At 65.1% G+C, this 25,206-nt stretch carries 22 protein-coding genes; 5 read left to right on the top strand and 17 right to left on the bottom strand.

Annotation, left to right across the window (positions count from 1 at the left end; translation table 11 throughout):
- Window positions 1-188: 188 nt before the first annotated feature.
- From ACFVSJ_RS22260 to ACFVSJ_RS22245, 4 genes are read right to left on the bottom strand one after another with little or no spacing between them, the layout of a single operon-like run.
- Window positions 189-1,580 carry a GntP family permease gene (locus ACFVSJ_RS22260; protein ID WP_387439293.1) on the bottom strand — a complete coding sequence of 464 codons (1,392 nt, stop codon included), beginning with the start codon at window positions 1,578-1,580 and terminating at the stop codon, window positions 189-191.
- Window positions 1,581-1,603: 23 nt separating this feature from the next.
- Window positions 1,604-2,239 carry a bifunctional 4-hydroxy-2-oxoglutarate aldolase/2-dehydro-3-deoxy-phosphogluconate aldolase gene (locus ACFVSJ_RS22255; protein ID WP_387439292.1) on the bottom strand — a complete coding sequence of 212 codons (636 nt, stop codon included), beginning with the start codon at window positions 2,237-2,239 and terminating at the stop codon, window positions 1,604-1,606.
- Entirely contained in the window at window positions 2,236-3,891 is a 1,656-nt protein-coding gene (locus ACFVSJ_RS22250; protein ID WP_387439291.1) for an amidohydrolase family protein, read from the bottom strand. The genes ACFVSJ_RS22255 and ACFVSJ_RS22250 overlap by 4 nt, the downstream gene beginning before the upstream one ends.
- 8 nt (window positions 3,892-3,899) lie before the next feature.
- Window positions 3,900-5,195, bottom strand: coding sequence for an amino acid deaminase (locus ACFVSJ_RS22245; RefSeq protein WP_387439290.1), 1,296 nt, complete (start codon window positions 5,193-5,195; stop codon window positions 3,900-3,902).
- Between the two features lie 231 nt (window positions 5,196-5,426).
- Here ACFVSJ_RS22245 and ACFVSJ_RS22240 point away from each other — a divergent pair, with 231 nt between their 5' ends.
- Genes ACFVSJ_RS22240 through ACFVSJ_RS22230 form a run of 3 tightly spaced genes read left to right on the top strand, consistent with a single transcriptional unit; the run spans window position 5,427 to window position 7,601 of the window.
- The gene (locus ACFVSJ_RS22240; protein WP_387439289.1) at window positions 5,427-6,434 is read left to right on the top strand and encodes a sugar kinase; all 1,008 of its coding nucleotides are present in this window, start codon (window positions 5,427-5,429) and stop codon (window positions 6,432-6,434) included.
- The gene (locus ACFVSJ_RS22235) at window positions 6,394-7,200 is read left to right on the top strand and encodes an IclR family transcriptional regulator (protein ID WP_387439288.1); all 807 of its coding nucleotides are present in this window, start codon (window positions 6,394-6,396) and stop codon (window positions 7,198-7,200) included. Before ACFVSJ_RS22240 ends, ACFVSJ_RS22235 begins: the two co-directional genes overlap by 41 nt.
- On the top strand, window positions 7,197-7,601 hold the full coding sequence (locus tag ACFVSJ_RS22230) for a RidA family protein (protein ID WP_024818727.1): 405 nt from the start codon (window positions 7,197-7,199) through the stop codon (window positions 7,599-7,601). The genes ACFVSJ_RS22235 and ACFVSJ_RS22230 overlap by 4 nt, the downstream gene beginning before the upstream one ends.
- A 170-nt stretch (window positions 7,602-7,771) precedes the next feature.
- On the opposite strand, the gene ACFVSJ_RS22225 is transcribed toward ACFVSJ_RS22230, so the two are convergent.
- The 3 genes from ACFVSJ_RS22225 to ACFVSJ_RS22215 form a co-directional block, all read right to left on the bottom strand.
- Window positions 7,772-7,996: a hypothetical protein gene (locus tag ACFVSJ_RS22225; protein WP_387439287.1), complete on the bottom strand. Its 225-nt coding sequence runs from the start codon at window positions 7,994-7,996 to the stop codon at window positions 7,772-7,774.
- A gap of 44 nt (window positions 7,997-8,040) precedes the next feature.
- Window positions 8,041-9,354: an LssY C-terminal domain-containing protein gene (locus tag ACFVSJ_RS22220; RefSeq protein ID WP_387439286.1), complete on the bottom strand. Its 1,314-nt coding sequence runs from the start codon at window positions 9,352-9,354 to the stop codon at window positions 8,041-8,043.
- 158 nt (window positions 9,355-9,512) lie between these two features.
- The gene (locus ACFVSJ_RS22215; RefSeq protein WP_387439285.1) at window positions 9,513-9,869 is read right to left on the bottom strand and encodes a hypothetical protein; all 357 of its coding nucleotides are present in this window, start codon (window positions 9,867-9,869) and stop codon (window positions 9,513-9,515) included.
- A gap of 581 nt (window positions 9,870-10,450) precedes the next feature.
- On the opposite strand from ACFVSJ_RS22215, the gene treS reads away from it, so the two are divergent.
- Entirely contained in the window at window positions 10,451-12,760 is a 2,310-nt protein-coding gene (gene treS, locus ACFVSJ_RS22210; protein ID WP_387439284.1) for a maltose alpha-D-glucosyltransferase, read from the top strand.
- Window positions 12,761-13,156: 396 nt separating this feature from the next.
- Here treS and ACFVSJ_RS22205 read toward each other — a convergent pair whose 3' ends face one another.
- The 9 genes from ACFVSJ_RS22205 to tkt form a co-directional block, all read right to left on the bottom strand.
- Window positions 13,157-13,519 (bottom strand): cupin domain-containing protein, encoded by a 363-nt coding sequence (locus ACFVSJ_RS22205; RefSeq protein ID WP_387439283.1) that lies wholly within the window; start codon window positions 13,517-13,519, stop codon window positions 13,157-13,159.
- A 106-nt stretch (window positions 13,520-13,625) separates the two neighbouring features.
- Window positions 13,626-15,083, bottom strand: a complete 1,458-nt coding sequence (locus tag ACFVSJ_RS22200; protein ID WP_387439282.1) for a PepSY-associated TM helix domain-containing protein — start codon at window positions 15,081-15,083, stop codon at window positions 13,626-13,628.
- A gap of 266 nt (window positions 15,084-15,349) precedes the next feature.
- A complete protein-coding gene (locus ACFVSJ_RS22195; RefSeq protein WP_387439281.1) occupies window positions 15,350-16,081 on the bottom strand; it encodes a YcnI family protein in 732 nt (243 codons plus the stop codon).
- Between the two features lie 98 nt (window positions 16,082-16,179).
- A complete protein-coding gene (locus ACFVSJ_RS22190) occupies window positions 16,180-16,779 on the bottom strand; it encodes a hypothetical protein (RefSeq protein WP_387439280.1) in 600 nt (199 codons plus the stop codon).
- A gap of 126 nt (window positions 16,780-16,905) precedes the next feature.
- The gene (fbaA, locus tag ACFVSJ_RS22185; RefSeq protein ID WP_387439279.1) at window positions 16,906-17,928 is read right to left on the bottom strand and encodes a class II fructose-bisphosphate aldolase; all 1,023 of its coding nucleotides are present in this window, start codon (window positions 17,926-17,928) and stop codon (window positions 16,906-16,908) included.
- Between the two features lie 14 nt (window positions 17,929-17,942).
- Window positions 17,943-18,416, bottom strand: a complete 474-nt coding sequence (locus ACFVSJ_RS22180) for a ribose-5-phosphate isomerase (RefSeq protein ID WP_387439278.1) — start codon at window positions 18,414-18,416, stop codon at window positions 17,943-17,945.
- A gap of 10 nt (window positions 18,417-18,426) precedes the next feature.
- A complete protein-coding gene (gene rpe, locus ACFVSJ_RS22175; protein WP_387439277.1) occupies window positions 18,427-19,134 on the bottom strand; it encodes a ribulose-phosphate 3-epimerase in 708 nt (235 codons plus the stop codon).
- A gap of 119 nt (window positions 19,135-19,253) precedes the next feature.
- Window positions 19,254-20,375: a transaldolase gene (tal, locus tag ACFVSJ_RS22170; protein WP_387439276.1), complete on the bottom strand. Its 1,122-nt coding sequence runs from the start codon at window positions 20,373-20,375 to the stop codon at window positions 19,254-19,256.
- 88 nt (window positions 20,376-20,463) lie between these two features.
- Entirely contained in the window at window positions 20,464-22,626 is a 2,163-nt protein-coding gene (tkt, locus tag ACFVSJ_RS22165; RefSeq protein WP_387439275.1) for a transketolase, read from the bottom strand.
- A 200-nt stretch (window positions 22,627-22,826) separates the two neighbouring features.
- Between tkt and ACFVSJ_RS22160 the strand changes: the two genes are divergently transcribed.
- Window positions 22,827-24,101, top strand: coding sequence for a LuxR C-terminal-related transcriptional regulator (locus ACFVSJ_RS22160; RefSeq protein WP_387439274.1), 1,275 nt, complete (start codon window positions 22,827-22,829; stop codon window positions 24,099-24,101).
- 109 nt (window positions 24,102-24,210) lie between these two features.
- Here ACFVSJ_RS22160 and gnd read toward each other — a convergent pair whose 3' ends face one another.
- Window positions 24,211-25,095: a phosphogluconate dehydrogenase (NAD(+)-dependent, decarboxylating) gene (gene gnd, locus ACFVSJ_RS22155; protein ID WP_387439273.1), complete on the bottom strand. Its 885-nt coding sequence runs from the start codon at window positions 25,093-25,095 to the stop codon at window positions 24,211-24,213.
- Window positions 25,096-25,206: the final 111 nt, after the last annotated feature.

The raw sequence follows: 25,206 nt of genomic DNA, 5'->3' as shown, positions 1-25,206 counted from the left end.
CGAAAGTAGTAATTCGAGGTGGTGGCAATGGGGGCGCACGGCACGTAGAGTATTTACTGCAGGTGGGCGAGAGCCCCTGCCTCAAAGGCTGCTCCGGAGTGCGTATCCCCCAATAACGCACTCCGGAGCTTTTGTTTAAGCAACGGCGTACCGCGTACGACGGCGGCACCCGCCTCAGGCGCGGAGGCTCACCTCACGAAGGTGTACAGGAGTGCAGCCATCCCGAAGCCCACAATGGAGAGCACCGTCTCCAGCACGGTCCACGTCTTCAGGGTGTCCTTCACGGACATGTTGAAGTACTTGGAGATGATCCAGAACCCGCCGTCGTTCACGTGGCTGGCGATGATGGACCCCGAGGAGATGGCCACCACAATCAGGGCCAACTGCGGCTGGGTGTACCCCGTGGCCAGGCTCGGAGCCAGGATGCCACCGGTGGTCACGATTGCCACCGTGGCCGAACCCTGGGCGATGCGCATGCCGGCGCTGATGACGAACGCGGAGAGGATGATCGGCAGGCCGGCCTGGGCCAAAGTATCTGCCACGGCCTTGCCCACACCAGTGGCGGACAGGACTGCGCCGAAGAAGGCACCCGCACCAACCACCAGCAGGATCATGCCCACGGGGCGCAACGACGAGCCCGTGATTTCGCTGAGCTCGGCGGCGGTCATGCCGCGGCGGATACCCAGCAACCACATGGCCAGGAGCACGGCGACGGTCAAGGCAATCGCCGGGTTGCCGAAGAACTGGAGCGTGTCGCGGAACGGTCCGGCCGGGGCGAAGATGTTGCCGAACGTACCACCCAGGATGAGGATCATCGGCAGGCCGATGGCCAGCAGCACCAAGCCGATGGACGGCTCGTGGCCGCGGGAAGTCTCGGCCTCTTCAACGATCCGGTCCTCAGGCACCGACACCATCACACGCTTGCCGATCCACGTGCCCCACAAGATACCGGAGGCGAACCAGGCGGGGATACCGCAGATGAGGCCCATCAGGATGATCCAGCCAAGATCCACGTGGAACAGGCCGGCAGCGGCGACGGGTCCCGGGTGCGGAGGCAGGAAGGCGTGGGTCACGGAGAGGCCGGCGAGCAAGGGCAGCGCGTAGAGGGCAAGCGACTTTCCGCCGCGAATGGCAGCCACGTAAACCAGAGGTGCCAGCACGAAGATGCCGATATCGAAGAACACCGGGATACCCAGCACGAAGCCGGTGATACCCATGGCGAGCGGGGTTCCCTTTTCGCCGAAGATCTTCACGAGCCTGCCCAGCAGCACCTCGGCACCGCCGGACCGCTCCAGGATCGCGCCCAGCACAGTACCCAGGCCGATGATCACCGTGATGTGGCCAAGGATGCCCGCGAAGCCCTTCTCAATGAGGGCGTCGCTGCTCTTGGTGGCTGATCCCACCAAGGCTTCCACCGAGATCCCGCCCACCAGGGCCACCAGCACACCCGTTCCCACCAGGGCGATGAACGGTTCGAGCTTGACCTTGATGATCAGGAACAGCAGGAGCGCGATGCCGGCGCCTGCCAGGAGGAGCAAGCCGACGGTATCGTGCCGCAGCCAGTCGAGGAATTCATTCATGGACGTTACTTTCTAGGTGGGTCCTACTTGAGGGTGCCGGTGAAGGCTGCGGCACGGGCCGCGATGTCTGCCCAGTCGCCTGCAGCGACTGCTGCGGGCGGGACTACGCTGGTGCCGCAGCAGACTGCGGCAGCACCGGCGTCGAGGTAGCTCTTGGCGTTGGAGGCGTCGATGCCTCCGGAAGGAAGCAAGCGGATGCCCGGGTAGGGGCCCTGCAGGTCCTTCAGGTACGCCGGTCCGAGCTGCCGGGCGGGGAAAATCTTGACGGCGGCCGAGCCGAGATCCAGCGCCTGAGCCACCTCCGTGGGGGTCATGGCGCCGAGGCTGAAAGGTACTCCTGCCGCTGCTGCGACGGCCGCGACTTCTGGCCGGAGTCCGGGCGTCACCAGGAACTGCGCACCGGCGTCGATGGCCGCGCGGGCCTGGTCGCCGGTCATGACGGTGCCGATCCCGACGGCGGCGCCATGCTCGGCTGCCGTCTCCGCCGCGCGCTGGACGTGCTTGAGCGCATCCGGGGTAGTGAACGTGAGCTCGACGCTGCGGATGCCGCCGTCGGCCAACGCCCGGCAGAGGTCCGCAGCGTCCGTGATGGACGGCGCCCGGACCACCGCGAGGGTGCGGTCGGCTTCGAGTTGCTGGAGGAACTGCTCGGGGGTCATTGTTGTCCTTCTTTGTTGGACCCGGCTTCGCGGGTGAGGCCGTCGCTGTGCCGGCGCAGGGCGCGGCCGCTGCGCGCACCGGTGGGTTTGCCGCCGTCGATCGCTGCCGTGCCGTTGACGAACACGTACTGGATGCCGCTGGCGGCTTGGCGGGGATTCTCGAAAGTGGCCTCGTCGCGGATGGCCTCCGGATCGAAAAGTACGACGTCGGCGGCGAACCCTTCGCGGACCAGTCCCCTGTTGTGGAGCTTGAGTCGTGCGGCGGGGCGGCCACTGAGGTGATGGACCGTTTCCTCGAGGCTGAGCAGTCCGAGGTCGCGGGAGTAGTGGCCGAGGTAGCGCGGGAACGTGCCCCAGGCGCGGGGGTGTGGCTTGGCTCCGACCAGGAGTCCATCGCTTCCGCCGGTGTGCGTGCGGTGCTTCATGATGGTCTGGACGTTTTCTTCATGGCCTACGTGCTGCAGGATTCCGGTCCCGAGGCGGTCCTCGGTGAGGATGCGCGCGAAGACGTCGAAAGGCTCTTCCCCGGTTTCGGCGGCAATGCCCTTGATGGACTTGCCGACGTAGCCGGCGAGCGCCGGGTTCTGCACGCCGCTGATCTCCAGGGTTTCCCATTCGGCCACCACTCCGTGGCACCCGTCGGAGCCGTAGATTTCCACGGCTTCGCGGATTTTGGCCCGCGTTTCGGGGTGGGCCAGCCGCGCCAGGGTGGCCTCGGTTCCGCCGGACGAGGCCCAGCTGGGGAGGATCGCGGAGAGGGTGGTGGCTCCCGGGAGGTAGGGGTAGGTGTCCAGGGTGATGTCCACGCCTTGCTCGAGCGCAGCATCGATCAGGTCAAGGAGTTCGCCAGCACGGCCCTTGTTCTCGGCGAAGTTCATGGTGGCGTGGGAGAGGTGCAGGGCGCAGCCCGTGTTCCTGCTCAGTTCGATCATCTCGGCGTACGCGCCCAAGGCGTTCTTGCCGTAGGAGCGGTGGTGCGGAGCGTAGAACCCGCCCAGTTCGCCCACGGTCCGGCACAGTCCGGTGAGTTCTTCGGTCTTGGCGTACATGCCCGGGGTGTAGGTCAGCCCGGAGCTCATGCCCACGGCCCCTTCTTCCATGGCCGCGCGGACCACGTCCTGCATCTGCTGCTGTTGCTCCGGCGTGGGGTCTCCCTCAGCAAAGCCCATCACCACGGCCCGGACGGTTCCCTGCGGAACGAGGTAGGCAGCGTTGGTGGCGATCCGGCCTCCGTCTTCAATCCTGTCCAGCCGGTCGAGGTACTCCCCTACGGTCCGCCAGTTCCAGTCGAAGTCGGCGGGATTGTCATTCCAACCGGCGATCTTCTCCCGGACCCCAGCCAGCGTGGCATCGTCCACCGGTGCGTAGCTCAGGCCGTCCTGGCCCAGGAGTTCCGTGGTGACGCCCTGGCTGAGCTTGGCGTAGTGCTCCCTGTTAATAAGGAGTTGCAGGTCAGAGTGCGCATGCATGTCAATGAAACCCGGGCTCAGGGCCAGGCCGGTGGCGTCGATGACGCGGTCCGTTTCCGCGGCGGTGAGGGTGCCGGCGTCGGCGATCTTTGCAATCACCGCACCGTCCAGCAGGACGTCCGCGGGGCGGCGGTCCGCTCCGGTTCCGTCCACCAGGGTGGCATTGCTGATGAGGGTCTTCATGGGGAGTCCTAGAAGAAGGTATGGATGAGGTCGACGACGGTCTGGTCACTGTTGGTGTCGGCCAGGACCGGGATGACGGTCCATTTGTCGAACGCCGTGCACGGGTGGGACAGGCCCAGTCGAACCACGTCGCCTGGGCGGACCGTGGTGGTGGCGGGGTCGAAGGTCATGAAGGAATGCTGGTCATTGACCGACGTGATCCCGGCTCCAGCCAAGGGCTCCATGGCACCACCCAGCGCATGGCCGATGAGCTGTGGCTCAGGGAGTCCTTCGTCGAAGGGGAGATCGCGTTTGCCGGCGTCGAGGATGGCCAGGCCGGGCTCCGTCTGGGACACGACGCGGGCCCACCCGTACATTCCGGCCTTGAACGGCTGGTCCCCTTCGCGGGAGAACGGCGAGATTCCGCGGTAGAAGCCGTCGTCGTGGACGATGTAGGCGCCGCTGCGGATCATGAGATCCACTCGGGGGCCGGTTCCGCTGTTGATGCACGGTGACAGGACCGTCACCACGTCGTCGAAGTACGCGCTTCCGCCGGCCGTGAGGATCACGGAGCCGGAACCGTACAGACCCGCGGCGAGGAGTTCCTCATGGAGCAGCCGCATCTGGGCGAGGTACCCACGGACGGCGGCCAGGCCGGCGTCGTCCGCTGTGTGCGCCAGCGAGCCTTCGTAGCCGCTGACGCCCACCAGCCGCAGCTTGGGCGAGGCGGCAATGGCCCGGGCCACCTCTATGGCAGCGTCCACGCCGCGGGCACCGGTCCGGCCGCCGTGCGCGCCCAGTTCCACCAGGACGTCCAGCACGGCATCGCTACCGGCAAGGGTCCGGTTGATGACGTCCACGGTTCCCAGGGAATCGATCCAGGAAAGGATGGTGGTGTCTTCGGGCTGGCCTGCGACCCACTGGATCGCGTGCGGATCGGTGAGGCTGTTGGCGAGCTGCAGGTTCTTCACGCCGAATTCGCGGGCCACCCTGAGCTGCGCGAAGTTGGCCAGCGTGATGCCCCAGGCACCGCGGTTGAGCTGCTCGGTCCAGAGCTGCGGGGACATGGTGGTCTTGCCGTGCGGGGCGAGCAGGACGCCGTGGTCCGCGCACCAGGCTGCGAGGCGGTCCGCGTTGGCGTTCAGGGCGCGGGCATCGAGCGTGAGCAGCGGGGTCTGGAGGTCGGCGAGCGTCGGCTTGGCTGCGAGGAACTCCGCGTGCGTGGCTCCGTTGGCGGTTGCGGGCACGGCCTTGTGCCGCCAGTCGAGCGGGCGGTCTGCCAAGGCTGCCACGGCGGTTGCCGAGATGGCTTCGGAAGTGTTCACGCGTTGGTTCCCTTCGCGGTGCTGCGTCTTTGAGGCTGCGGGGTGGATTGTGGTTGCGTTGCGTATTTTGCAACGCTGGTTGCAAACCTGCTGGTGATATGTCTAACATGGTGGCGGATTGAGAGTCAAGGCCGCAGCACGCCCCGCGAGGCCCCTCAAACCGCTGTGGATCGACTTGTCTGCGGCGCAAAGAACCGCTGCAAAGCGCGAAAATCGGGCACCGGGAGTTTCATGCTGTCTGCTGTATGTGTTGGCGAGACCATGGCCATGCTCACCCCCGTCCAGGCTGTTCCCCTGCACCTGGCAACGGAGCTCCACTGCGGGATCGGCGGCGCCGAGTCGAACGTCGCCATGGGGCTCGCAGCCATGGGACTGGACACGCATTGGGTGAGCCGCGTTGGCCACGACGGCTTCGGCACGCGCATCCTCCAGGACCTCCAAGAGCACGGCGTGGGAGTCTCCGGCGTCGAGGTTGACCCCGTACGGCCCACTGGCGTCTACGTGAAGGTCCCCGCCCAGGAAACAGACCCCGACGGCGGCAGTTCAGTCTTGTACTACCGGCAAGGATCGGCGGCCTCGGCCATGGGACGGTCCACTTTGGCTGATCCGGCCGTTTCTTCTTTGCTGGAAAACGCCGCGCTTATCCACCTGAGCGGAATCACGGCCGCGCTCTCCCCCGACTGCCTGGCACTGCTGGAAGCCATCCTCACCGCGCCGCGTAACGGCCGCATCATCAGCTTCGACGTCAACTGGCGCGCAGCCCTCTGGGCAGGGCAGGACCGTTCCATCCTGCAGCGGCTGGCGAACCTGGCCGACGTCGTTCTTGTGGGTAAAGACGAGGCCGAACACGCGTTCGGCACCACCGATGAAGCCGAACTCCGCCGCCTCATGCCGGACCCGGACGTGCTGGTCATCAAGAACGAGGCGATCAGCGCCATCTCTTTGGACCGGAGCGGCACCCGGGAAGAGGTGCCCGCACTGTCCGTCGCCGTCGTCGAACCTGTTGGCGCCGGCGACTCGTTCGCCGCCGGTTACCTCAGCGGCATGCTGTTCGGCTTGGGCCAGAAGGAAAGCCTGCGCCGCGGCCATGTTGCCGCCGCGTGCACGCTCACCGTCCACGGCGATCGGGGCCCGCTGCCCGACGCCGCCGAGCTCGCAGCCATCCTCGATTCTTCGGATGCGGCGTGGGCTGCTATCCATGTTGAAGGCGGACAATTCAACACCAGAACCGGAGCGTGACACCTTGAGCCAAAGCCTGATGCGGGCGATCGACCTGCTTGGCGAACTCGCCGCGAAACCAGCAACCCTGGACGAGCTCTCGTCCAAGGCCTCCGTGCACAAAACCACCGTGATGCGGCTCCTGCACGCCCTCGAGGAAAAGCGGCTGGTGGTCCGCGACGACGATCAACGCTTCATGCTCGGCTCCAAACTGTTCGAACTGTCCTCGCTGGCCCTCGAGCAGCGCGACATCCGCAAAGTGGCGCACCCTCACCTGGCCGAGCTCAACGGCCGCACCGGACACACCGTGCACCTTGCCGCCTTCGAAGGGAACGAGGTGGTGTACATCGACAAGTTCGAGTCGCACCACCCGGTCCGCATGTACTCGCGCATCGGCCTGACTGCATCGTTGCACTCGGCCGCTGTGTCCAAGGTCCTCCTCGCGGACATGCCGCGCAGCCGGCAGGAAAAGATCGCCGCGGGGTTGGACTACGTCAAAGTTACCGAGAACACCCTGACCTCCCCCGAGGCCCTGCTGGCCGAACTGGAACAGGTCAGGATCCAGGGCTGGGCCCACGACAATGCCGAGCACGAAGCATTCGTGCACTGCATCGCGGCCCCCATCCGCGACGCCAGCGGCGCCGTTGTTGCCGCAGCCTCTTGTTCGGTACCGGTAGTGATGCTCAGCTATGAAGGCTTGCTTGAGCTGCTGCCCGACCTCAAAGCCAGCACCGAGGCCGTCTCCAACGACCTCGGCTGGATCAGCCACGAAAGGAACTCAGCATGAGTGAAAAGACCGTAGTACTCACCGAAAACGCCCCCGCCCCGGCACACGTTTTCTCGCAGGGCATCAAGAAGGGCGGCATGTTCCAGGTCTCCGGCCAGGGACCCATGGACCCGGCCACCAACCAGTACATCGGCGAGGGCGACGTCCGCGTCCAGACCCGTCGCACGCTTGAGAACGTGAAGGCCATCCTGGAAGCCGGCGGATCCTCCGTTGAGGACGTCCTGATGTTCCGCGTCTACCTCACCACCCGCGACGACTTCGCCGCCATGAACGAGGTCTACGGCGAGTTCATCCGCGAGAACGTGCCCAGCGGCCTGCTCCCCAGCCGCACCACGGTGTTCGTTGACCTGCCGCACGAGGTCATGCTGGTGGAGATCGACGCCCTGGCCGTCACCGCGTAGGTTCCCCGTCCCGAGGTTAGCGAGAGAGGGTTCGCTTGAAGGGGCGTTTTGGTGAGAGAGCATCGGTCCCCACCGACGCTCTCTCACCAAACGCCCCCTTTAGGGGCAACGCTCTCTCACCAAACACCCCCTTTAGGGGCGACGCTCTCTCACCGCAAGCCGGGAAACCTCTAGTCCTCGGGGGCTTCAGTGGGGTGTTTCTTGGCCCGGCCCCGCAAGCAGAGGACCAAGAAGGTGGCTCCCATGGTCCCGAAGGCTATCCAGGCGGGGTTTGCCAAGATGCCCATGGCCACCGCCAGAATGGCGAAGACTATGCCAATCGGCAGGAAGGCCTGGTCCTTCGATTTGTGGTCCCTGGCCGACGGCCCTGATGTTTGATCTGTGTCCCCATTCACCCTTGTGAGGCTACGGTCCCTTCGGCCGCGGCGCAAAGTCTGGCTCAGGAGGCAAGGCGCTTCGGGGTGAGGTTTGGCGGGACGGCGGGCACCCGTTGGCGCTTGGCGTACACGCGGGAACGTTGGCTGGACAGGGCCAGCAACACCAGGATGTCCGTGGCCAAGCCCGCGAGCCCGGCTTCGAGGGTGATGCTCGTAGCTCCCGTTGAGGCGTCGATGGCTTGGACCAGGATGGAGAGGGAACTCAGGCCCATCGCGATCACCCGGGCGCCGTTGCTTCCCAGGAAGATCCGCCAGGCGAGGAACACCTCCCCCAGCCCGAAGACCAACACGATGATCCCCACAATAGTGACTGCCGCCGTCGTACTTTGCGGGTCCGCCGGGGAGTCACTGAGCGTGACGTCGGCGAATTCGCTGGAAGAAGTGAACAGCGTGACAGCCAGGGCGAGGGCTGCGAGCGCCCTGACCACCACCAGGGCGGCACCGACGATAGTGGGCGCAGGACGGCGGTCGCGACTGTCCGTCTGTTGGGGCACCGGGGACGCGGGGACCGGAACCGGGCGGGCGTCGACGACGGGAAGGTCGCCGTCCGTGGAGATGGAATCGCCACCGCCATTCCGCGAGTGGTATCCCGTGGAGAAGTCCTTGATGACCCGCACCGTGACGGCAGGCTCGCCCTGGGACACGGTCTTCACGATGTGGTCCCGTTCAACGTCCGTGTTCTGCTCGATCTTGTGCGTGATCTGGAGCGTGAACAGGGAGAACCCCACGCTGCGGTCGTAAGTTCCGGCCGCAAGCCAATCCACTTTGTGTCCGCCTGGGAGCATCCAGCCCTCGGGGCAACGCCAGAAGCGCACATGATGGCGTTTGCCCGGATTGTTGTCCACTTCCTGTTGGTAGGCGAAGTCCTGTTGCCGGTCGAACAAATACAGCGGGCTGACCGGTGCCTGCTCATAGCTTTGCCGCAGGATGGTGGAGCTGATGATGCGGCGGCTGCTGGCGAAGGTGACGTCGTCTGCGATGGTCCAGCCCGCGCGGCGCATGATGGCGTGGATCTGCCGTTCCGCGCCGAGGAGTGCCACGTTGACGGGATCGCCGAGGAGTCCGTCGCTGGTCCTTGCCCGGCCAATGAAGTATCCCGGAACGTAGATCGTGGTCAGTATCCGGTGGAGGCGTGGCAGGAGCAGGTAGGCAAGGAAGGCCCAGAACACCAGCCAGGACCACAACTGGCCCCAGCCGAGCTGGAGGCTCTCGCCCACCAACAGGAACGCAAGCCACACAGCCGCGGCGCCGGCCAGCACGAAGAAGCCGTGATCGAGCCAGGTGTCTGTGGCCTCCTTGCTCGGCGCCTTGTACATGGTTACTCCCCCGGTTGCGTTCCTTAAGCTTGGGGGTTCGGACCGGGGTTGTACATGGCGATCGGTGACGCCGTCACGCCCCAAGGGCTGAGTCACGCAGTAAGAGGACAGACACATCCTTGCGATGCCAGGGACAATGAGTGATCGCAGGACCAGTGTCAGCTGGCGAGTTTATGGTGGCGCTGCAGCAGAAGGTGCACAGCCTCCCGGACCAATGCGCTCTGGCCCTTTCCCGTTTCCTTGATCAGATCGGTGAACGCCTGGTACTCCTGCTCCGAAATCCGCCCGCGTACCGTCGGAGAAGGGCCTGCGGACTGTTTCTGACCCACTTTCGGACGCCCTGGACGCAGTGCTGCTTCGAGGGCTTCCTCACTGCCAAACTCGCGCAACAGGAATGACCTGCCAGCCGAGGCAGCGTCGGCTCCATGCAGGGCAACGCCCTTTCCCCGAACATCGGTGTCGGGGTCGCTCAGACGCTGCGCCAGCGCCTCATAATCCATTTCGTCTCCAGCCATCTGGGTGCTCCTCTCGGAATCGACTGAATTTTGGTCCTAACCGCATCGCGTGGAAGATGGAGGACTCCCTGCCGTCGCCCAACTCATGCACCAGAATCTCAATCTCACGATCTGTCTGGGCATGCTCAGGACCGATGTAGAGAACGATCCTGCCCTCTTTTACAGGCTCGTCCAATACATGGACGAAGTTCGCGTTCAAGATCGCATAAGTCTGGTCCCGGCGCGAAACGCCGTGCCTCTCGCTCGATGGTTCCCACCGGGGCGCCATAATCCACCCTACTATTTTGTAGCAATAAACTGTAGCACCATTTTATCGAATGCCGTGCAGCGACAAGGAAGCGCAAAGCCGCTATGTGGATTTCGGAGCCTAGGTTCGATCTTGCCGTCAGTACGATCAACGACCGGACACACGACCCACTCCGACAGAAAGACGGAAAGAGAGACTCACTTCGCCGCAAGGTCGACAAACAGCTGCCAAGGATGCTTAGCATGAATACGCCCGGCCAGCCCGGGTACGTGACCTCTTGAACGACCCCTCGGACGGTCACCGTTGATGCGGTGGCCACGTAAAGGAGAAAGCTGTGCGGGAGCCTGTAGTCAGCGAGAGTGTGTCGGAGACCAACGCGGGGCCGGCGGAAAAGTCCGCGGATACGCCAGAGGAAACGGTAGAGGCAACAGAAGAGGCTCCCACCAGCGAAGCCGCCGAGATCACGTTTGACGAGCAGTTCTACCCCGCGCGCCCCAAGGCACTCAGGCCGATCGCCCGCCGTCGTCAATTCTTCGCCGCCCGGCCCTCATTGGAGTTCGACGGCCTGAACAAGACGTACGTTGACTGGCTGCGGAACCAGTCGATGCTGGGGGACGCGAACACCCTGGCGCGGCAGCTCTCAGGCCAAGCGAGCATGTGGCAGAACGCGTACGCCAGGCCCAACCCGAGGGCCGCGGTGGAGAAGGCCCCGGTGTGGTTCACGGCGTATCCGTTGTCCTTCATCACGCGCGAGAACCAGTCCTTCCTGTCGGCGCTGGGTGATCCCGAACTGTGGAAGGCCTTCCGCGAGATCGGCATCCGCGGCCTCCACACCGGCCCCGTGAAGCTGGCCGGCGGCATCAGCGGCTGGTCCCAGACCCCCAGCGTGGACGGGCATTTTGACCGCATCAGCATGGCTATCGACTCCGCGTTCGGCACGGAAGAGGAGTTCCGCCGGATGTGCGAGATCGCGGCCGAGCACGACGGCACGGTGATTGACGACATCGTTCCCGGGCACACCGGCAAGGGCGCCGACTTCCGGCTCGCCGAAATGAACTTCCGGGACTACCCCGGCATCTATCACATGGTGGATATCCCCGAGGAAGACTGGCACCTCCTGCCCGACGTTCCCGAAGGCAAGGACTCGGTGAACATCAGCCCGGACGCGGAACAGGCCCTGCAGAGGGCCGGTTACATCATCGGCCGCCTCCAGCGCGTGATCTTCTACGAGCCGGGCGTGAAGGAAACCAACTGGAGCGCCACCCGGCCCGTCGCGGACACCACCGGCAAGGTCCGCCGGTGGGTGTACCTGCACTATTTCAAGGCCGGGCAGCCCTCCATCAACTGGCTGGACCCCACTTTCGCCGGAATGCGCCTGGTGGTTGGCGATGCCCTGCACTCGTTGCTGGACCTCGGCACGGGAGCACTGCGTCTTGATGCCAACGGCTTCCTGGGCGTCGAGAAGAGCGCCGAGGAACAGCCGGGTTGGTCCGAAGGCCACCCCTTGTCCGAGGCCGCCAACCAGCTGATCGGCTCGATGATCCGCAAGGTGGGCGGCTTCTCCTTCCAGGAACTCAACCTCACCATCGACGACATCAAGGCCCAGTCCGAGGCAGGTGCTGACCTTTCCTACGACTTCATCACGCGCCCGGCGTACCACTACTCCCTGGTCACCGGGGATACCGAGTTCCTCCGGCTGACGCTTCGCCTGGCCGCGGAGATCGGTGTGGACCAGGCGTCCTTGGTCCATGCCCTGCAGAACCACGACGAACTCACCTACGAGCTCCTGCACTTCGCCGCCGGCCACCGTGAGGATGTGTTCGAACTCGGCGGCGAGGAACTGACCGGCGCCGAAGTGGCAGAGAAGGTCCAAAGCACGCTCCGCGAGCGCCTGACCGGTGAGAACGGCCCCTACAACGCCGTCTTCACCACCAACGGCATCGCCTGCACCACGGCGAGCTTCATCATGGCGGCTATCGGCATCAAGGATCCGGAAGCCATCACGCCTGAGCAGGAGGCCCAGGTCCGTGATGTCCACGTGCTCCTGTCCATGTACAACGCCCTTCAACCCGGCGTCTTCGCGCTGTCCGGCTGGGACCTTACCGGCATCATCGCCTTGCCTCGCGAGGTGGTGGGTGAGCTGACTGCGCAAGGCGATACCCGCTGGATCAACCGGGGCGCCCACGATCTCATGGGAACGCGGCCGGACGCCCGCACCTCGTCGGCTGGCATGCCCCGCGCCCGCAGCCTCTACGGATCCCTCCCGGACCAGCTTCAGGACCCCGGCTCCTACGCGCGCCGCTTGCAGGAAATCCTCCGCGTGCGGGAGACCTCCGGCATCGCCACGAGCACCCTCCTGGACGTGCCGGAGGTTTCCAACCGCGCTCTGCTGGTGCTGGTGAACCAACTCGGCGATGGAAACCTGGAGGTCACGGTCCTGAACTTCTCCGACCAGGACATCGCCGGCAGCATCCAGTCCCCACACCTGGTTCCGGGCTCCACGGTCCACGACCTCTTCAGCAGCTCGGACGTGGGCCAGGTGGATGACCTGCACAGCTTCTTCCTGGAGCTCGGCCCCTATCAGGGCACGGCGTTGGTGCTGCGGGACCCGGTTGAGGAGCCAACCGCCGGGACACCCAACTGAGTCGCATTTGTGCGCGTTTTGAGCCTTCATAACGCGCACTGCTGCGACCTACTTGGGGACGCGCACGACGTCGGCACCCGCCTGAGTGCCGCCGTCGCGGTTTCGCAGCAAACGCCCATGCGGCGAGCCGCCGTTAGGCGCTCATACCCGGTTTATGTCCGGCAGTCAGAAGAATGTAACCAACTTTGCGGAAATTTAGGGGACCCCCGTGCCGCCACCACCAACTTTGGCCGCGCACCACAGCGACTCGCCGGGCTTCGTCGGCGTGTTGGCCCGGACGGAAGCCAAAGTAGGTCGTGGCGGTACACCCAAGCGATGATCGCCCCAACGCAGCGAACGACGGCGGGAGGTTCCCGCCGTCGTTCGCGTGTGAAGGTGTGCTGGATGTGAAGGTGATCAGGAGTTAAAGATCACGAAGAACTTCCGGATGCGTTCCTTGATGTCCCACGTGCCCTGCCAGCCGATGGGGAAGAAGGCAGCGTTCCCGGCTTCAACGGTGACGGGTTCCTTGCCGTCTTCGGTGACCACCATGCGGCCTTCGAGGACGTGGATCACTTCGCCGCGCTCCAGGAACTCCCAGCGGGACAGGCCCGGGGCGGCTTCCCACACGCCGGAGAGGATGCGGGAATCGTCGCTGGCGAACGGGACAGCCATGCGCACGGCGATGTCGTCGCCAAGGACTTCGGCGAAGGGCTGGCCCAGGAGGGACTTCTCGAGGTCTGTCTCGAAGAGTTCCTTGGGCTGGAATGTTGTGGCCATGTGGATCTGCCTTTCTGCTGGCACCGCTTCTGTGCGGGTGCTGGTGGATGGATTCCGCGGGTTGCTATCCATCTTGTGCGGTATCCATCGAAGCTAAAACCCTCAATCAGGAGTGTTTTACGCTATCCCTTTGGACGGGCTCCCTCCGCCGCTTAAGCTCCCCGGCCAAAGCATCCAACGCCACGAACACCAACAGGCTCCAGCCCAGCAAGGGCAGGAAGAATCCCACAGCCACCATCACCGTGATGGCCGCCAGCACGCCTGCCCAATGCCCTCGCAGGAACGCGCCGCGCGGAGCAGGCCGGCCTACAGCCCAGGCGCTGCCGCGGGTAGGGCGCCGCTTCCACCACATCACGTAGCCCCAGACCACCATGGCCGCCAAGCCCAGTGCCACAGCCAACAGCAGCACTTGGTTCGCGAGTCCAAAGAGCAACCCCATGTGGGCGGCGATCCCCCAACGGGTGAGCTTCGCAGCAAGGTTGAAGTTGTCAAAGTCCAGGCGGTTGGTGATCTGCCCCGAGGAAGGATCGACGGCAACAGCGCTGGCCGACGCCGGCCACTCCCGCCCGGCTTCCGTCACCGACCAAGCCGTTCCCGGCTTGGTGGACGGCTTGATGTCGATCATTGGCGCTTTGATGATGTCCGCTCGCGCCGTGCTGCTCACGGAATCAAACAAGGCTGGATTGAAGGTTTCTTGAGCCACGGCTGTGGTGCCAACAGCCCCGCCGGATCCGTGGCCGGAATGGTCTCCACCCGCCGTCGTTCCTTCTCCTTTCAGCGATGTCTTCAGGCTCGGCGTGGTCCAGTCCAAGGCGGTCCGCAGCGTCCCCACGTTTGCTCCCGCGTTGGCGGACCACGTGAGCCCAGTGGCGGACAGGAACAGGAACGCCACGAGCATCATCGTTCCCGTAGTACCGTGCAGCCACACAATGCGGGCCCGGCCGGTCCGCGGACGCGGCGCACTCTGGCGCTTGCGGCGGATCCGCTCGATCCACACCAACAGCCCGCCCAACGCGATCACCCACAGCCACGACGCCGCGAGCTCGCTGTAGATCCGCCCGGGCTCGCCCAGGTTCAGGGAACGGTGGAGATTGGAGATCCAGGTCCTGATGGGGAGAGCCCCACTGCTTCCGTATGTGGGCAGGTCGCCTCGGATTTCGGCTGTGCCGGGGTCAACGAACAGCGTCCGGTACGTCGATTCGCCCAGGCCCGGGTCAGTGAAGAGCACCCGTGTGGTGTCTTCCGGCCCCGGGGCGGGACGCACGGACACGGGAACCGCTCCGTCGGCCACTTCCATGGCGGCCTTGACCTGCGTGGACAGCGGCAAGGGGTTCGCAACGGCCTGAACGCGCAACTCCTTGGCGTACAGGGCCGGCTCAAGTTGCGGCGCCATCGCGTACAGGCCGCCGCTTAGCGCCGCGACCAGCAGGAATGGCCCGGCGAGGATACCCGCGTAGAAATGCAGGCGGAGAAGGAAGGCCCTGAACCAGCCGCCCTGGGGCGGGGTGGGCTCGGATATTGATGGGTCGGGTGCCCCGAGCGGGGGCTTGGCAAGGAGAGTCATGGTGGTGTCTTTCGGAAAGTTTTTGGGCGCGACAACGCGAGAGGGCGCGACAACGCGAGAGGGCGCGACGTCGAAGGGAGCACGACGGCGGCGCGGCGCACCTCGGGCGCGTGGCTACCCAACTGGGTCGCAGTTGAGGCCGTTATGAGCGCTGGGAACGACCTGATCTGCTACCCAGTTGGGGGTGCTCACGGTGGGGCGCTCACGGTGGGGCGCGCCGAGGCGGGGTGTGCGCGGAGCGCGGGGTGGAGTTTGCGCCGGAAGGGTCAGCGCTTCGCGGGGCGGGTGCGGGCCAGGGCAGTCACACCGGCGGCAAGTCCCACCAATCCCGCAGCAAGACCGAACCAGCCAGCCGTCGAACCTCCATCAGAGGCGGGCGTCGTCGCCGCAGCAGGGGCAGGCGTCGCCGTTGAACCTGCGGCGGCGTGGTGGTCGGCCGTTTCAGCGTCCTTGGCAGTGGTGACAAACGACGGCGCGGGGTGCTTCGGCTCGTCCTGTCCCTCAACCGTCTTCTGGTCCCAAGCGACCACTGTTCCGTCGGTGTACGTCTGCTTGGCGGGCAACGTGATGGTGGTTCCGGCGTCGGGCAGGACACCCACGGAGATGGAGAATGTCTGGTACTCGTTCTGCCCGATCTGGTGCGCGTCGTCAGCGGTCCACACCACGGAGCTCGGAGCCTTGGTGACCGTGGCGCCGTTGACCGTAACGGGCTTGGGCAGGTCGGCGGTGACCACCTGCGCCGACCAGCCATCCACGGGCTTCACGGAGACAGAGTTGAACGGAGTGTCCGTGGGCAGCGCAACTTCGAGCTTGCTGGTCTTGGCCGAGGCGGATTCGTTCGGGACGCTGAACGTCAGGTGGGTGTAGCCGCCCGCCGTCGTGCTTTCCGGGTCCACGTGGACGTGGGCGGAGGCTGCGGCAGCGCCTGCGGCGAGCATTCCGGCAGCCATTCCAGCGACGGAAAGGGACTTGAGGGTACGGCGAATGGGGCTCTTCATGGCTTGATGCCTTTCACAGAAAAAGGGGGTATCCGGCCTGGGATTGTCCCGGCCGGTAACTGTGCCGCCTGTTTCCAATGAGTGAAGCGCGGAAGGTCTCAGGCGGCGGGCATCATCGCCGGCGGACCCCGCCAGGTGGGCATGCGGCGGACCAGCTGGTCGCGCGGAAGCACGATCGGAGCTGCGACGGGCCCGGGGACCCTCGCAGGAACGATCACGAAGGGTTCGAGCAGCTTCGCAAGGGGCCGCAGCCAGGCGGTCACCGCCGCAAGCGCGCCTTCACCGCGGGCAAGCACGACGGCGGTCACAACAGTTGCGAGGGCGTGCGCGGCAAACATTTGCCAGTCACTTGAAGCCTGCCCAGCTGCAGCGGATCCAAGGGCGTCAACAGGTATTCCGGGCGCATGGTGTGCATGCCCTCCCGGGGAGGAGGCTCCCGTGGATACGGCAGAGAGCGAGTGGAAGGCCCAGTGAAGCCACGCCTGCCCTGCGCCCAGGAGGCCGGCGAGCACGGGGAATGACAATCGGAACGTGGTGAGGATGGCTACCGGCAACACCGTCAGGGCACAGAGGCCCAGGAGGATGACGGGCTCGGGAAGGACTCCCCCACCGGCCAAGTGTCCTCCGGAGGCCAGGCCGATGATGAGCAGTGAGATGAGCCCGGTTCGGAGCAACCGGAAAGAAGCACGGGCCTTCATGGGTGCTCCTTTCCGGTTGCTCGGGGACTGCGCTTCCACGTCCGGGAACCGCAGTCCAATGGTTCACAATTTTACGGGCGTACCCGGAGGTAACTCCGTTTGCTGCGAAAGTTACGCGAACGCCGGTTACGCGAACGTCTTGCCGGCGGATCCGAGTTGCTGTGCTGCTTCGACGATGCGGGCTGCCATGCCGGCCTCGGCGGAAGCACCCCAGACGCGGGGGTCGTAGGTCTTCTTGTTGCCCAAACCGCCGTCGACCTTCAGCACGCCGTCGTAGTTGGCGAGCATGTGCCCGGCCACCGGGCGGGTGAAGGCGTACTGGGTGTCGGTGTCGATGTTCATCTTGATCACACCGAAGGACACAGCGTCAGCGATTTCCTGCTCCGAGGAGCCCGAGCCGCCGTGGAACACCAGGTCGAAGGGGTTCTCCTTGCCGATCTTCGCACCAACCTCGGCCTGGATCTGCTTGAGCAGTTCGGGCTTGAGCTTGACGTTGCCCGGCTTGTATACGCCGTGCACGTTACCGAACGTCAACGCGGTCAGGTAGCGGCCGTTCTCGCCCGCACCCAGGGCCTCGATGGTGGCGAGGGCGTCCTCGGTGGTGGTGTAGAGCTTCTCGTTGATCTCGTTCTCCACACCGTCCTCTTCGCCACCGACGGTGCCGATCTCAACCTCGAGGATGATCTTCGCGGCAGCTGCGCGCTGCAGCAGTTCGCGCCCGATGCGCAGGTTGTCTTCCAGGGTTTCGTGCGAGCCGTCCCACATGTGCGAGTTGAAGATCGGGTCCTTGCCGGCCTTCACTGCTTCCTCGGACGCTGCGAGCAGCGGAAGGACGAAGCCCTCGAGCTTGTCCTGCGGGCAGTGGTCCGTGTGCAGGGCGATGTTGACGTTGTAGTTCTTCGCCACTTCACGGGCGAACGCGGCGAAGCCCAGGGAACCGGCCACCATGTCCTTGACCGACGCGCCGGACCAGTACGCCGCACCACCGGTGGAAACCTGGATGATGCCGTCGGATTCTGCCTCGGCGAAACCGCGGATCGCAGCGTTCAGAGTCTGCGACGACGTCACGTTGACCGCAGGATAAGCGAACCCTGACGTCTTCGCTCGGTCGATCATCTCGGAGTAAATCTCTGGGGTTGCAATGGGCAAGGTGACTCCTATGGTTAGTTGGCCACGACGCCAGTGGACTCGTACGTGGCGATCTTGCCGATTCGGCGTTCGTGGCGTTCGGCATTCGTGAACGGCTCGGCGAGGAACGCCTTGATGAGCTCCGTGGCTTCCTCCACGGTGTGCTGGCGGCCGCCAACAGCCACCACGTTGGCGTCATTGTGCTGGCGGGCCAGCACGGCCGTGTCCAGGTTCCAGGCCAGCGCGGCGCGCACGCCCTTGACCTTGTTCGCGGCGATCTGCTCGCCGTTGCCCGAACCGCCCAGAACTATGCCCAGGGCGTCCACGCCTGCGGCTTGGTCATTGACGACGGCGACCGCGGCGTTAATGCAGAAGGAGGGGTAATCGTCCTCCGGATCGTAAGAGGTGGGCCCGTGGTCCACCATCTCGTACCCGCTCTCCGTGAGGGCGGTGATGAGGTGCGAGCTGAGCTCAAGCCCGGCGTGGTCGGTTGCGATGTGAACGCGCATGGGTGGTCCTTCAGGCTTTCTGGAGTTCGGGGGTGGCTGTTGCGGCGAAGGCGAGCTGCCCGTTGGTCCGCAGCGATTCAATGGCATCGGCCGGCGAGGGCTTTCCGTAGACGGCCGAACCGGCCACGAAGATGTTGGCGCCGGCCTCGGCCGCGCGGATGATGGTCTCCTCAGTAATGCCCCCGTCCACCTGGATAGCGACGTTCACGCCGGAACCGTCCACGGCTTCGCGGGCGCGGCGGATCTTGGGGAGGACCACGTCGAGGAACGCCTGGCCGCCGAATCCGGGTTCCACGGTCATGAGGAGCAGCATGTCCAACTCGGGGAGCATGTCCAGGTACGGCTCGATGGGAGTCGCGGGGCGCAGGGCCATGCCGGCCCTGGAGCCACGTGCGCGGAGTTCGCGGGCTAGCTTGATGGGAGCCATCGCCGCCTCCACGTGGAACGTCACCGAGTCCAGGCCGGCGTCGGCGAACAGCGGAGCCCAGCGGTCGGCGTCGGCGATCATCAGGTGGGCGTCCAGCGGCACCGGGCTGACTTTCTGAATCCGTTCCACCACCGGCAGGCCAATGGTCAGGTTCGGCACGAAGTGGTTGTCCATGACATCCACGTGCACGGCGTCGGCGTTGCTGATACGGGCCAACTCGGCTTCGAGGTTGACGAAGTCGGCCGAGAGGATGCTGGGGTTGATGCAGCACGTCAGGGGTGAGGTGGACATGATGTCTGCCTTTCGGAAACGGTCAGAGCGGGAAGTAAAGGGCGTGGAGACCCCGGGACAGGGGTCTCCACGCGGGGGCGCCAGATGCAGGGGCGCCCGGGGAGGGAGGCTTGCGGGGCTCAGGCAGCCTGGCGTACGGCGGCGAGTGCGCCTTCGACGTCGGCCAGGAGTTCCTTCCAACTGGCCACGAACTTCTCAAGGCCTTCGGACTCGAGGAGTGCAACAACCTCGTCGTAGGAAACACCGATGTTCTCCAGGGCGTCCAGCACCTTGGCGGCCTCGGCGTAGGTGCCCGTGAGGGTGTCACCCTTGGCCACGCCGTGGTCGAAGGTGGCGTCCAGGGTCTTCTCCGGCATGGTGTTGACTACGCCGGCGGCAACCAGTTCGGTGACGTAGAGCGTGTCCGGGTAGGCCGGATCCTTCACGCCGGTGGAAGCCCACAGCGGACGCTGGGCACGGGCGCCGGCCTGGGCCAGGACGTTCCAGCGCTCGGTGGAGAACAGTTCCTCGAAGACTTGGTAAGCGAGGCGGGCGTTGGCAACACCGGCCTGGCCCTTGAGTGCCTTGGCCTGCTCGGTGCCGATCGCGTCGAGGCGCTTGTCGATCTCGGTGTCCACGCGGGAAACGAAGAACGAGGCGACGGAATGGATCTTGGACAGGTCATGGCCGTTGTCCTTGGCCTGCTTGATGCCGGCCTGGAACGCGTTGATCACGGCGCGGTAGCGGTCCAGGGAGAAGATCAGGGTCACGTTGACGCTGATGCCCTCGGCGAGCACCGCGGTGATGGCTTCGAGGCCTTCCAGGGTGGCGGGGATCTTGATCAGGACGTTGTCCTTGTTGACCTTCTTGTGCAGTTCCTTGGCTTCGGCGATGGTGCCGGCGGTGTCCCACGCCAGGCGCGGGTCGACTTCGATGGACACGCGGCCGTCAACGCCGTTGGTGGCCGCGGCGATCGGGGCGAAGAGATCGCAAGCGGCTGCGACGTCGGTGGTGGTGAGCTCGAAGATGGTCTCTTCCACGCTGGATCCGGCGGCGGCCTGCTCTGCGATCGCGTCATCATAGTCAGAACCGGAGGTAATCGCGGCCTGGAAGATCGACGGGTTGGTGGTCACGCCAACCACGTTCTTCTCCTCGATGAGCTTCTGCAGGCTGCCCGTCTGGAGGCGGTTGCGGGAAAGATCGTCCAGCCAGATGGAAAGGCCAGCCTCGGAAAGCTGTGCGGTGGGGGTTGTGTTGCTCATGGCTTCTTCCTTTGGAAAGAGGTGGCAGTACGACGGCGGCGGGACGGTATGCGCTGCGTCCCGCCGCCGTCGTACTGCAGTTCGGGGGTTAGTTTCCGACGGCGGCCAAGGACTCCATGGCCGCTGCCGTGACGGCTTCGGCGGTGATGCCGAATTCGGTGAAGAGCCGCTTGTAGTCAGCGGAAGCACCGAAGTGCTCGAGGCTGATGGAGCGGCCGGCGTCGCCAACGAATTCACGCCAGCCCAGGGACAGGCCGGCCTCAACGGAGACGCGGGCCTTGACCGAGGACGGGAGGACAGATTCGCGGTAGGCCTCGTCCTGCTTCTTGAACCACTCAACGGAAGGCATGGACACAACGCGGGCGGCGATGCCTTCGGACTGGAGAGCCTGGCGGGCTTCGACGGCCAGGCTGACTTCCGAACCCGTGGCGATCAGGATGACCTGCGCGTCAACCGTCTTGCCGTTCTTGGATGCCTCGGCCAGCACGTAGCCACCCTTGGCAACACCGGCGGGTGATGCGAAAGTATCACCTGTTGCGTCGCCGGTGCCGCGGGCAAAGACCGGGACGTTCTGGCGGGTCAGGACAATGCCGGCCGGGTTTTCATGGTTCTCGAGGATGGTCTTCCAAGCGACACCAACCTCGTTGGCGTCGGCCGGGCGGACCACGTCCAGGCCGGGGATGGCGCGGAGGGTGGCGAGCTGCTCCACGGGCTGGTGCGTCGGGCCGTCTTCACCCAGGCCGATCGAGTCGTGCGACCAGACGTAGATGGACGGGACGCCCATCAGCGCGCCCAGCCGGATCGCGGGCTTCTGGTAGTCGGAGAAGATCAGGAACGTACCGGAGAACGCGCGGGTCCGGCCGTGCAGCGAGATGCCGTTCACGATCGAAGCAGCGGCGTGTTCCCGGATACCGAAGTGCAGCACGCGGCCGTACGGGTTGCCCTTCCAGGCGTCGGTGGAACGCGAGGCCGGGATGAACGACGGCGAGCCCTCAATGGTGGTGTTGTTGGACTCGGCCAGGTCGCAGGAACCGCCCCACAGTTCCGGCAGTGCCGGGCCGATCGCGTTCAGGACCTTGCCGGAGGCGGCACGGGTTGAGACGTCCTTGCCGGCCTCAAACACGGGCAAGAGTTCGTCGATGCCTGCAGGGAGCTGCTTGGACTCGATGCGTTCCAGCAGTGCCGCGCCCCCGGGGTTGGCGGACTGCCAGGCGTTGAAGGAAGCGTCCCACTGTTCGCGGGCAGCCGCGCCGCGGTCCACCACCTTGCGGGCGTGGGCCAGGACTTCTTCGTCTACCTCGAAAGACTTCTCCGGGTTGAAGCCAAGGACTTCCTTCAATGCTGCGACTTCCTCGCCGCCCAATGCCGAACCGTGGATCTTGCCGGTGTTCTGCTTCTTCGGGGCCGGGTAGCCGATGATGGTGCGCAGCGAAATGATGGACGGGCGGGTTGTCTCGGCCTTGGCCTTGAGCAGCGCGGTGTAGAGCTCCTGGACGTCTTCGACGTAGTCTCCGGTCTTGGTCCAGTCCACGCGCTGGGTGTGCCAGCCGTAGGACTCGTAGCGCTTCAGGACGTCTTCGGTGAACGCAATGTCGGTGTCGTCTTCGATGGAGATGTGGTTCTCGTCGTAGACAACAACGAGGTTGCCCAGTTCCTGGTGGCCGGCCAGCGAGGAAGCCTCGGAGGTGACGCCTTCCTGGATGTCGCCGTCGGAAGCGATGACCCAGATGGTGTGGTCGAACGGCGATTCGCCGGCGGGAGCATCGGCGTCGAACAGGCCGCGCTGGCGGCGCTGGGAGTAAGCGAACCCGACCGAGGAAGCGAGTCCCTGGCCCAGCGGGCCGGTGGTGATTTCCACGCCCTTGGTGTGCCTGTACTCCGGGTGGCCCGGGGTCAGGGAGCCCCAGGTGCGGAGGGTTTCGAGGTCCTTCAGCTCCAGGCCGTAGCCGGAGAGGAACAACTGGATGTACAGGGTCAGGGAGGAGTGGCCCGGGGAAAGGATGAAACGGTCGCGGCCGATCCAGTCGGCATCGCGCGGGTCGTGGCGCATCAGCTTCTGGAACAGCAGGTACGCCGCCGGAGCCAAGCTCATGGCCGTACCCGGGTGGCCGTTGCCCACCTTCTCCACAGCGTCGGCAGCCAACACGCGGGCCGTGTCTACGGCGCGCTGGTCCTCTGCGGTCCAGTCGAGGGTTGCGGTTTCAGGATCTGCGTCGCTGAATGTAAGAACCGCGCTTGCTGATGGATTCACGATTGATCCCCTTTGATGTGGTCATCGGCCACGGAGGCCGAATTCATGCTTTGGTTGATTTCCATACTTCCGAAACAAAGGGGTGGGTAAAACACTGTTTTCTGACAGTTTTTGACTATACTTTCGGACAGGGCGGATTTTTTGCCCGGATGGTTGCGCAGCGAAGCGCAGCCACCAAAGAGTCCCTCAAGGAATTAGCCATGACCCTCACCAACACCCCATGGCCGCTGCTGCATTCCGTGGCGGCCCTGGCCGATGCTCCCCTGTCCCAAATCGCCGAGCGGCTGCGCGAAGCCACGCTCCCTTCCGTGGGCAGCACTGCGCTTGTCATCTTCACGGAAGACTGCACCGGCCGGCCGCAGAAGAAGGCCGGCGCGGAGGAGATCATCTCCCGTGTTTCCATCGAAGAGCTGGACAACCTCCGCGCGGAGCTGCCCGACGACGGGCCCTGGCGCGGCGAAGCCGAGCTGGCGGGCAAGCCCCGGCAGGCACTTGCCCTCAAGCACGCCCCCAGCAACGCCCTCCTGGTGCTCACCGACCCCCGCCTGATGGAGCCGGAGAGCGAGGACGGGCTCGAAATGTTGAGGTACCTGTGGAACCTCACGGCGCGGCGCATCCAGGAAAAAGTGGCGGATGCACCGCCGTCGTACCTCATTGAATCGCGGGCGGCGTCAGCCGAACGCCTCCGCGTCACCGCGGAACTGACGGACCTGCATTCCACCACTTTGGAGACGCTCCTGGCAGCCCTCCGCTCCAATTCGCTGGACGATTCCACGGCACGCAACACCGTGACCGATCTCGCCGCAAAAGCCTTGGTTGGCCTGCGTACACACAGCGACCGCACCACGGATCTGGTGAAAGAACCCGTGGCCAAGGCCTTTGAACGACTGCGGGATGACCTCCGCCCGCTCACGAGTTTCAGCGGCATCGAGGTCCAGTTCATCGAGCCTCCGCTGAACGGCAGGGCACTTCCCGGCGAGGTTGCGCACGCCGCGCGCGCCATTGTCCGCGGCCTGGTTTTGGCCATGATGGAACAGCCTGAAGTGAGCCGGATCCGCACCCACTGGGACTGCGACGGCGAGAACCTGCTGATCAACGTCCGCGACGACGGCGGCGGCGCCTTGACCACCGAGGACCCCAACATCAGCCGACTGGACCGTCGCGTGCAGGCGCTCACCGGACAGCTCCGGATGGACGTCATGGCAGGCTGGGGCGCCGACGTCTTCGTCTCGCTCCCGCTGGATCTCCCGGCACGCCCGGCAGGCGACGTGACCGGCTGGAACCTCGCGGCCCGCGAACTTGAGGTCCTGCAGCACCTCGCGTCGGGGCACCGCAACCGCACCATCGCGTCCTCCATGGGCATCAGCGAGAACACGGTCAAGTTCCACGTGCGGAACCTCTTCAAGAAGCTCGACGTCGGTTCGCGGACCGAGGCGATCGCGCTGGCCCACAGCCACGGCATGCGGCCCTCGTAGCCCCCGGCGCGGGCACGGAAACGGGCACGGGAAGAAGCGGGACGACGTCGGTCGTCCCGCTTCTTCTGTTTTTGGCCTAGGAGTGAAAAACCATACTAAAGAGTAGGTACTAGGCAGCTGGCTTGGTGGCGTGACCCCCGAATTGGTGCCGTAGGGCAGAGACCATTTTCATGGCCGGAGAGCTGTCCTCGCGCGAAGCGAAACGGGCAAACAGGGCTGCGGTGATGACGGGAGTGGGGACGGCGTTGGCAATCGCTTCCTCAACGGTCCACCGCCCCTCGCCGGAATCCTCGACGTAGTCGCCGATGGTCCGCAGACCAGGGTCCTCGTCCAAGGCTTTGACCATCAAGTCCAGCAGCCAGGATCGAACCACTGTTCCCTTTTGCCAGGCGCGGAACGTACCCGGAAGGTCCTTGATGATGTCCTTGACCTCAAGGAGCTGGTATCCCTCGGCGTACGCCTGCATGAGGCCATACTCGATCCCGTTGTGCACCATCTTGGAGTAGTGGCCAGCACCCACCCCGCCCACGTGGACAAAGCTGTCAGCGCGTTCGCCGTCAGGCCGCAAGGCATCGAAGACGGGGAGTGCACGCTGGATGTCTTCCGGCTCGCCACCGACCATCAGGCCGTAGCCGTTGTCCAGGCCCCAGACACCACCGGAAACGCCGCAGTCAGCAAAGCGGATGCCGCGTTCGGCGAGCAACGCGCTGTGTTTCTGGTCCTCTGTGAACCGCGAGTTGCCGCCGTCGATCACCAGGTCGCCGGGGCTGAGCTTCTCGCCCAGCTCGCCAATCACGGCCTCCGTGGCGGCACCGGCCGGGACCATCACCCAGATGATCCGGGATTCCGGCACGGTTTGGACCAGCTCATCCAGGGCCTGAACATCGGTGACGTCCGGGTTGGGATCAAAACCGGTGACGGAAATGCCGCCGTTGCGCAGCCTTTCGCGCATGTTGAAACCCATTTTTCCAAGGCCTATCAATCCGATGTGCATGGGGGCGGCTCTTTCGTTTTAGGTGGTCATGGTGGCGAACATGAGGGCCATGGTGGTGGCGCCGGCGGCTTCGAGGCCGTGTTCGGTGCGGGTGTTTTTGGTGTGGTGGTG

The sequence above is a fragment of the Paenarthrobacter sp. NPDC058040 genome, from assembly GCF_042885775.1.
Lineage (GTDB): Bacteria > Actinomycetota > Actinomycetes > Actinomycetales > Micrococcaceae > Arthrobacter.
Note: the sequence above shows the minus strand (reverse complement) of the source record. Positions and strands in the feature narration are given on the sequence as shown.